This window comes from Chromobacterium sp. ASV23, from assembly GCF_016428945.1.
Classification (GTDB): Bacteria; Pseudomonadota; Gammaproteobacteria; order Burkholderiales; family Chromobacteriaceae; genus Chromobacterium; species Chromobacterium sinusclupearum.
Genome location: NZ_JAELTR010000092.1, coordinates 1 through 9,339, shown reverse-complemented (window position 1 = coordinate 9,339; position 9,339 = coordinate 1). Strand labels below are relative to the sequence as shown.

The 9,339-nt window shown below is 61.6% G+C and carries 7 protein-coding genes; 1 reads left to right on the top strand and 6 read right to left on the bottom strand.

The genetic code is table 11. The features are described from left to right. The 4 genes from JHD59_RS21030 to JHD59_RS21015 all read right to left on the bottom strand — a co-directional run. Positions 1-286: ATP-binding cassette domain-containing protein (locus tag JHD59_RS21030; protein WP_199155686.1), on the bottom strand; the 286-nt coding region annotated here is incomplete at its 3' end. Between the two features lie 22 nt (positions 287-308). Further along, positions 309-1,367 carry an ABC transporter permease gene (locus JHD59_RS21025; protein ID WP_199155685.1) on the bottom strand — a complete coding sequence of 353 codons (1,059 nt, stop codon included), beginning with the start codon at positions 1,365-1,367 and terminating at the stop codon, positions 309-311. A 16-nt stretch (positions 1,368-1,383) separates the two neighbouring features. Continuing rightward, positions 1,384-2,322, bottom strand: coding sequence for an ABC transporter permease (locus JHD59_RS21020; RefSeq protein WP_199155684.1), 939 nt, complete (start codon positions 2,320-2,322; stop codon positions 1,384-1,386). A gap of 21 nt (positions 2,323-2,343) precedes the next feature. After that, complete coding sequence (locus tag JHD59_RS21015; protein ID WP_199155683.1) at positions 2,344-4,113, bottom strand: ABC transporter substrate-binding protein; 1,770 nt, start codon at positions 4,111-4,113, stop codon at positions 2,344-2,346. A 301-nt stretch (positions 4,114-4,414) separates the two neighbouring features. Here JHD59_RS21015 and JHD59_RS21010 point away from each other — a divergent pair, with 301 nt between their 5' ends. Then, positions 4,415-4,783, top strand: coding sequence for a hypothetical protein (locus JHD59_RS21010; protein ID WP_233164439.1), 369 nt, complete (start codon positions 4,415-4,417; stop codon positions 4,781-4,783). Positions 4,784-4,819: 36 nt separating this feature from the next. Here the strand turns inward: JHD59_RS21010 and JHD59_RS21005 are convergent, their stop codons facing one another. Together JHD59_RS21005 and JHD59_RS21000 are read right to left on the bottom strand one after the other, a co-directional pair. Further along, the gene (locus tag JHD59_RS21005) at positions 4,820-7,942 is read right to left on the bottom strand and encodes an efflux RND transporter permease subunit (protein ID WP_199155682.1); all 3,123 of its coding nucleotides are present in this window, start codon (positions 7,940-7,942) and stop codon (positions 4,820-4,822) included. Positions 7,943-7,952: 10 nt separating this feature from the next. Then, positions 7,953-9,053 (bottom strand): efflux RND transporter periplasmic adaptor subunit, encoded by a 1,101-nt coding sequence (locus JHD59_RS21000; protein ID WP_199155681.1) that lies wholly within the window; start codon positions 9,051-9,053, stop codon positions 7,953-7,955. Between the last annotated feature and the right edge of the window lie 286 nt (positions 9,054-9,339).

The window sequence follows — 9,339 nt, the reverse complement described above, 5'->3', positions numbered from 1 at the left end:
GCAAACGGCGCAGCTCGGCCGGACTCAGCTTCAGCAGGTCGCGGCCATCGAAACGCAGTTCCGACGCCGGATCGATCTCGCTGGTCTGCGGCGGCAGCAGCTGCATGATGGCCATCGACGTCACCGATTTGCCGGAGCCGGACTCGCCCACCAGCGCCACCGTGCGGTGGGCCGGGATATCGAAACTGACGCCCTTCAGCGCCTCGAAACGGCCGCCGTCTTCCTGGCGGAAACGCACCTTCAGGTTGCGCACCGACAGCAAGGTATTGTGGTTTGGATTGCTCATGATTGGTTTCTCCTCGTCCCGCTCACTTCGCCGCCGCGCGCGGATCCAGCGCGTCGCGCAGGGCATCCACCAGCAGGCTGAACGCCGTCACCAGCACTGACATGGCGATAGTCACCGCCAGCATCTGCCACCAATAGCCCTGGATCAGCTCGGTCGGCGCTTCCGCCAGCATCGAACCCAGGCTCACCTCGCGCACGCCGACGCCAAAGCCGAGGAAGGACAGAATGGCCTCGTACTTGATCAACGCCACGGTGAGCAGGGAAAACTGCACCAGCAGCAGGTGGGAAATATTGGGCAGGATGTGGATGAACATCTTGCGGCCGCTGCCGGCGCCGATCGCATCGGCAGCCTGCACGTACTCGCGGCCTTTCAGCTTCAAATACTCGGCGCGCACCAGGCGGTAAGTGCCGGTCCAGCTGGTCAGCGCCATCACCGAAATGATGGTGGTGATGCCACGTCCGGACACGGCGGCAAAGGACAGCAGCAGCAGCATGTCCGGCACCGAGGTGAACACGCTGTAGAACCAGTTGAGAAAGTCATCGGTCTTGCCGCCGAAGTAGCCTGACAACGCGCCCAGCGCGCAGCCGATCAGCAACGAAAACACCGCGCCGAACACGCCGACGAAGATGGAGGTGGAGGTGCCCTTCAAGGTTTTCTGGATGACGTCCCGGCCCTGCAAGTCGCCGCCGAATGGCAGCTTCTCCAGCCGCGGCGGCGTATGGTCGGCATATTCGCCTACGTGCTTCTCGGCCTCTGCCAGCTCTTTGCCGATCGGATCCTCGGCACGACTCAAGGAGATGATGGGCGCCGCCGTGGCCTTGGCTGCAGCTTCCGGCGGCAGCACGTCATCAGCGGATTCACTCACCCAACTCGGCGGCGCGTACGGCACGCCGACCTCATCGGTCCAGTGCCCGCCCACCAGATTGAACCAGCCGCCGACCGAAATCAGCAGATAGACCAGCACGATCCATAAAGAAATGAGGCCCACCTTGTTGCGCTTCAGGCGCTGCCAGCCCAGCTTCCACAGGCTGCGGGAGGGGGCTTCCGCCACCGCGCCCACGGTATTCTGCAATGTCGTCATGATTGTTCTCCTCCGCTTACTTCAGTTGCACGCGCGGATCGATCCACTTGTAGACCAGGTCGCCCAGCAGGTTGAACACCATGGTGGCGATGGCGATGTAGATGGTGATGGCCTTGATCACCGGGAAGTCGCTCTTGTTGACCGCCTGCACCACTTCGTTGCCCATGCCAGGGATGCCGAAGAAGCTCTCCAGCACCAGCGCGCCCAGCAGCAGATACGGCAAGGACATCATGATGCTGGTCACCACCGGAATCAGCGCATTGCGCAGCACATGCTTCAGCATGATCTGGCGCTCGGACAGACCCTTGGCGCGCGCGGTGCGCACATAATCCTGGCCCAGTTCCTCGACAAAGAAGCTGCGGTAGAAGCGGATGTCCGGCCCCAGCGAAACCATCAGGCCCATCAGCAGCGGCAGCGGCACATACAGGAAGAGATTGGTCCAGACGGAATCGCCCCAGCCGCGCACCGGAAACCAGCCCAGCTTGAACGCCAGGAAGTACTGCCCGGCGATGATGTAGATCAGCGCGCTGATCGACATCGCCACGGTGCAGATGATGGTGATGATGTGGTCGGTCAGCCCGCCGCGGTAATACGCCACCAGCGCGGCCAGCGGAATCGCGATCAACAGATCGACCACCAGCATGGCGCCGCTCAGCGTCAGCGACGGGCCGATACGGCTGCCGATGATGTCGGAAACCGGCTGCTGGGTGGACCAGGAAGTCCCGAAGTCCAGCGTCAGCACCTGATGCACAAATACCAGGAATTGCTCAGGCAAGCTCTTGTCCAGGCCCAGCTGCGCGCGGATATTGGCCAGCACTTCCGGCGTCAGGTGCTTGCCGGCCAGTACCAGGGTCGGGTCCCCGCCTACCAGCGAAAACAAGATGAAAACCAGCAGCATCACCCCGAACAGGGTCGGGATCATTTGCAGCAGCCGGCGGATGATGAATGCGGACATGTTTTTCTCCTCGCTCGCCGCTTATTTCTGCACGTCCAGGAAGCGCCAGATCGCGTTGAAATTGGGGTGTTTCTTGAAGCCGCGAACCCACGGCTGGGCCAGCGCGTTGGTAAAGCGGCTTTCGCCGTAAATCCACGGCGTATCGCCAGCCACGATCTTGTTCATCTGGTCGTACAAGCGGTTGCGCTCCGGGCCATCCGGCAATACGCGGGACTGTTCATACAGCTTGTCGTAGCGCGCCGAGCGATAGCAGGCGTGATTGGTATTGCCGACATTGCCGCCATAGAGCAAGGCGGCAAAATTATCGCCATCCGGGTAGTCCGCAATCCAGGCATCGCCCACCAGGCCAAAGCTGCAGGCCATCAACTGCTTCGCCTGTTCGTTCCATTGCATCACGCGGAAATTGACTTTGACCTTGATGCGATCAAAGGCTTTTTGCCAATACTCGTTCCATTGCTTATCGATAGCCGTGGGGCCGGTGACATAGTCCACCACCAAGGGCTTGCCATTAGGCAGCGCACGGTAGCCATCGGCACCCACCTTGTAACCAAACTGGTCCAGCAAGGCATTGGCCAGCGCCGGGTTGAATGGCGCGGCGGCGCGGAAATTGGGATTGTGGCCGGCCACATTCGGCGGAATGATGTAGTTGGCCTGTACTGCCTGGCCGCGGCGAATATCGCGTATCGTTTCCTGGGTGTTGAAGGCCATGGCGATGGCGCGGCGCAGGGCGATCTTGTCCTTGCTGAAGCCACCTACCACCGGATCTTGCATATTGAAAGCGTAGAACGTCACCTCCTCGTCCAGCTCGCGACCCAACTGGATACCCTGCTGGCGGAATTCGGCCTTCAGCTCGGCGCGGAAGGGATTGGTCGGGTCGAGCCGCAATACCTGCTTGACCAGGGGCTGGGGAATACCCGAAAGATCCAGCTCCCCGCTCTTGAACGCCAGCCAGGTTGGCTGCTCTTCGTCGATGACCGAGATATCAATGCGATCGATCTGCGGGAAACGCTTACCATCCATCTCCCTTGCGATCTTCTGGTCCTTGGCGTCGGCGCCCGGCTGGTAGTGGAAGGTTTCCTGACGGAAATTGGGATTGCGCACCAGGGTGATGTGGTTGCCTGGCTTCCACTCCGCCAGCATATAAGGGCCAGTGCCTACCGGGTGGGCGTTGCTATTGTCGCCATAGGCGTCAATCACCTCGCGCGCCTGCGCCTCCACCCAGCTGCCCGCCAGCACGTACGGCAACGACGGGAATGGCTGCTTGAACTTCAGCTGCAAGGTATAGCGGTCCAGCGTCTTCACGCCTTCGATAGGCGTGTCGTAATCGAGCTTGCCCTTGCCAGCCTTTTTGACTAAGTCCGCCAATCCCACCAGCTTGTTGGTGAAGGTATCGCTCAGCGGCGAAGCTACAGTCGGATCGGACAGCCGCTTGATGGTGTAGACATAATCCGCCGCGATCAACTCGCGTTTCTTGCCCTTGAAGGCCGGATCCGGCGCAAAGTAGATGCCCTTCTTCAGGTGGAAGGTATAGGTCAGGCCGTCGGCGCTGACCGTCGGCATGCCGGTGGTGACATTGGGAATGACCTTGACCGGCCGCGCCAGATAATCGAATGTCAGCAGCGGATCGTAGATATGCTCGATCACCGCCGCGGAATAGACATCTGACACCTTGGCCGGGTCGAAGCCGGTTTCCGGCGCGCTAAACGCCACATGCAGCACCTTTTCCGCATGGGCTGCGGGCAGCAGGCTGCCCAACATCATGGCCATCGCGAGAGTTTTTTTCAGGCGCATGATCTCCTCCTTTGTTGTCAGGCTGGTCCGGGTGTGGGCACCCGTTTTTTCTGCCAAGCCTGGTTTCCCCTCGACCGGCGGCAAGGCCGCCGATCATGATCGCGGGTGATCCCCGCTGTATTGGCGTGTTTTCACACGCTTGTTAACACACTCCATGACGGCGCAAGACATCGACAATTGACATCCAGACATAACATCGCCATCGTTAAAACAGGATTGTTCATTGCATGCGACATGCGCTCGAATCATCATGCCATGACAATGGATAATGAATACAGTCTATTTACACGAGGCTACGCACATGAAAACCGCTACCCTCATCGCCGCCTGCATCGCCATGGCCGCCTTGGCTGGCTGCGCCACCCAGCAAGGCTATGCCCAGAAGGTTTATTCCTGGCAAGGGCGCGACGCCAATGAGCTGCTGGCAAGCTGGGGCGCGCCCACCGCGCAGATGACCATGCCCAACGGCAAGCTGCTCTACACCTACCGCACCGCCTACAGCCAGGAAATGCCGATACAGGGCAACGGCTTCTACTATCCGTGGAGCGTCAGCGGCGGCGGCTCGGTCTACTACAGCTGCACCACTAATTTTGTGGTCGACCCGCACGACCACACCGTGCAGTCCGTCAGCTTCGACGGCAACGACTGCGTCGCCCCTGCCAAGAAGTAACGCAAGCCGCGTGAGCCGGGCCTACCGGCTCACGGCTTAGTGGCTGGACTCCGTTTTCAGCGTCAACTGTTCCTTGCCCCGGCCCAACAGCCGGCGAATCCGGCTGCGCAAGCCATCCAGATAGGTGTACACCACCGGCACCACCAGCAAGGTCAGCAGGGTCGAAGTGGTCAGGCCACCGATGATGGCGTGCGCCATCGGCCGATTGCTTTCCGAGCCATCGCCGGTCCCCAGCGCCAGCGGCAGCATGCCGAAAATCATCGCCAGGCTGGTCATCATGATGGGACGCAGCCGCACCCGGCCAGCCTCGGCAATCGCATCCTCGCGCGCCATGCCGTCCAGCCGCGCCCGATTGATGAAGTCCACCAGCAAGATGCCGTTCTTCGCCACCAGGCCCATCAACATGATGATGCCGATGATGGAGAACATGTTCAGCGTCGACCCCCACAGGAACAGCGCGACAAACACGCCGCCAAAAGCCAGCGGCAGCGCCATCATGATGGTGACCGGCATGGTGAAGCTGCGGAACTGCGCCGCCAGGATCAGGTAGATGAAGATCACGCCCAGGCCCAGCGCGCGCAGCGCATTGCTGACGGTTTCCTCCATATCCTTCTGCTGGCCGCGATGCATGCGCTGCACGCCCTGCGGCAGCTGCATGCCATCAATCGCCTTGTCCACATCAGCCATCACCGAGCCAACGTCGCGTCCCTCGACGTTGGCCATGATGCTGATCTCACGCATCATATTGGTGCGCTTGATCTGGCGCGGACTGACGCCCTGCCGCGTTTCGATCAGCGTGGACAGCGGCACCATTTGCGCACCGCCGTGCTGGTCTGCATTTCCGGCTACTTTCAACTGGTCCAGCAGCTCCTGACGCCGCTCCCCCTTGGGCACCCGCAGCCGCACATCGTAGTTCTCGCCATCCGGCGCTTCCCAGGTGGTCACCACATTGCCGGCCAGCAGCATGGACAACAGATTGCCCACCCGATTCAGATCCACCCCCAGGCTTAAGGCGGCATCGCGGCGCAGGGTCAGGCTCAGCGACGGATCGCCTTCGGTCAGGTTGGATTCGATATCCTTGACGCCCTTCACCTTGGCGATGCGCGCCATGACGTCGCGCGACACTTCGTCCAGCTCCGTCAGATTGGATCCGCGCAGGCCGATGAAAATCGGCTTGCCCTGCTGCTCGTCATTGGCCACCGCCTTGATCAGCACGCCAGCCACCGGCTGCACGTGCTTGCGGACATCGGCAATCACCTGATGCAGGCTGCGCTGACGCGAATGCTTGTCGCCTACATCAATCGTCAGATTGCCGTCGTTCTTGCCGGCGCCGAAATTGCCGGCGCCCACATTCAAGGAAACCGTCTGGATCTCCTTGATGCCGGCCAGCGAGTCGGCCAGCTCCTTGCCCTTTTGCGCCGTGTATTCCAGCGATGAGCCCGGCGCGGTCTGATACACCACGTTGATCTTGCCGCTATCGCGCTCCGGCACGAATTCGCCGCCTATCATCGGCACCAGCAAGAAACTGGCCACGGTAAAGCTCAGCGCCAGCGCCAGCACGGTCTTGCGGTGGCCCAGCACCCAGCGGATCAGCAGCGCGTAACGATCGGACAGCCTGTCCAGCGACATCTCGAACCAATCCAGCATCCTGCCCAGCGGCCCGCGGTGCTTGTCGCCGTGATGGTGCGGGTCGTGCCAGATCGACGACAACATCGGATCCAGCGTAAAGCTGACGAACATAGAAATCAGCACCGCCACCGCGACGGTCAGGCCAAACTGATGGAAGAAGCGGCCAATCACGCCCCCCATGAAACCCACCGGCAGGAACACCGCAACCACCGTCAAGGTGGTGGCCAATACAGCCAGGCCGATTTCGTTGGTGCCATCCAGCGCCGCCTGATAATGGCTCTTGCCCAGCGCGACATGGCGCACGATATTCTCGCGCACCACAATGGCGTCATCGATCAACAGGCCGATGGACAGCGACAGGGCCAGCAGCGTCAGCATGTTCAGCGTGAATCCCATGATCTGGATCGCGAACAAGGTGCCAACCAGCGCCACCGGCAGCGTCAGCCCGGTGATGACGGTGCTGCGCCAGCTGCCCAGGAACAGGAATACGATCAGGATGGTCAGTCCGGCCCCTTCCAGCAGCATGGACTCCACGCTGTGCAGGGCTTTCTTCACATCCTCCGCCGAGTCATAGGTATAGCGCAGCTTGGTGCCGGCAGGCATCTGCGGCTTCAGCTCCGCCAGCAGCTTCTTGACGCCGTCGGCCACGGCCACTTCGTTGGACCCGCGCGCCGCCTTGATATCAATGCCCAGCCCCGGCTGGCCGTTGATCAGCGAAACGCTGTCCTGTTCGGCTTCGGTATCGGACACCGTGGCGATATCATCCAGGCGGATCGGCGTGCCATTGCGATAGCCGATCGCCAGCGCGGCGAAGTCATCGGCCGATTTCAGCTTGCCGGAAACCCGGATCGCCCATTCCTTTTGCGAGGTGGACACATTGCCGGCCGGGAAATCCTGATTGGCCGCCTTGATGGCGTCGGCCACATCGGTCAGCGCCAGGCCGGAGCCTTCCAGCCGCACCGGGTCGATGTCGATGCGGATTTCGCGCCGCACCGCGCCGATCAGGCTGACGTCGCCGACGCCCTCCACCATCTGCAGCCGCTTCTTCAACACGTTCTCGACCCAGCTGCTCAGCTCACGCGGGCGGGTCTGATTGGAAGTCAGCGAGATCGACAGCATGGGGTTGTCGTTGGGGTCGACTTGCGAAACCGACGGCGTGCCGATTTCACGGCGGAACTGCCCCTGCACCGACGCCACCTTGTCGCGGACGTTCTGCACAGCGATGGTCGGGTCGACCGACAATTCGAACTCGGCCACCACGAAAGAATTGCCTTCGGAGGAATAGGAACGGATTTCCTTGATGCCGTTGACGGTATTGAGCGCTTCTTCCAGCGGCTTGCTGACCTCGCTCTCCACCACCTCGGGCGAGGCGCCGGTATAAGGGGTGGACACCACCGCCATCGGCAGACGGACATCGGGCATTTCCTCCACCGCCAGCTTCTGCCAGGAGAACAGGCCCAACACCATCAACGTCATCATCAAGACGGCGGCAAAATAAGGGTTGCGCACGCTTACGCGGGTCAGCCACATGGCGCGCTCCTTATGCTCGGCCAGCCAGCAGGCTGACGGCGTCACCGGCCTTGCTGCCCAGCAACTCGCCGACGACCACGCGCTCGCCTTGAGCAACGCCGCTGATCGCCACCTGGCGGTCCGCGTCGGCGCGCAAGGCCACCGTGACCGGACGTTTGGCCAGACGGCCTTTTTCCGCCACCAGCACCCATGGCTGGCCGTCGATATCCCGCACCGAGGAAAGCGGGACCACGACCTTGTCTTTGACTTCCTGCAACACCACGCCGCCCTTGGCGAACTGCCCGACCTTCAAACGGCCATCCGGGTTCTTGACCCGAATAAACAGCGTGAAGCTGCGGGTGCCCGGTATCGCCACCGGATTGATGCGCACCACCTCGCCATGCAGCGGCTGGCCGGCGCCGTCGACATTGAAGGTAGCGCTCATGCCGACCTTGGCTTGCCCCACCAGGCGCGACGGCACGGTGGCCGCGATTTCCAGCACAGAAAGGTCTGCCACCGAGAACAGCTTCATATTTCGGCTGACCACCTCGCCGGGGTTGATCTTGCGTTCGTAAATCACGCCGTCTATCGGCGACTTGACCTGGGCGTCGGCCAGCTGGCGCTGCGCCCGCGCCAATTGCGCCGCCTGCGCGCGCAGCTCGCCCTCTTTCACCTTGTAATCGCTTTCCAGCTCGTCATAGGCGATCTGCGAAATAAAGCCCTTGCCCAGCAGCTCGCGCTGCTTGTCCAGCTTGACCTTGGCCAGCTTGAGACGCGACTTGGAATTGTCCAGCTGAGCGCTCTGCTCCTCCACCGATTGCGCCAGCGCTTCGGTATCCAGCACCGCCAGCAACTGGCCGCGACGGACCGGCTCGCCCTCGCGCACGCGCACTTCGCGCACGCTGGCGTCCACCTCGGACGAGATGGCGCTGCTGCTCAAGGCGTTGAGCGAACCGGTAAACGGAATGATCGCGGCCAGCGGGCGCACTTCGGCCCGCACCACATCGGCGGAACTCAAACGGCGCGCCACCGGCGCCGAGGCGGCTTTGGCGCTCGCATTCTCGGCATGTCCGTCACCGCAAGCGGCGAGCGGCAGCAGGATCAGAGCGGTCAGACAAAGACGTGTGTTCATATATGTTTATTCTCCGGCGACAGCTGCCAGCAGCGCCGGATTCCCTGGCTTTTATTATTGAGGTTCGGAAGAATATCACCTTCCCGGACAAAGCAAGCGGCCCACTCCGGGCCGCCTGCCATCACCCAATCATGCCATAGGCATCAATCAATGGGAATGTTACTGCAGGAACTGTTCCGATCCCACTATCCCCAGCTTCGTCAAACCCAAACGCTGCGACTCCGCCAGCACCATCGCCACCGGCGCATACGTCGCATCCTTGTTCGGCTTGATGTGCAGCTCCGGT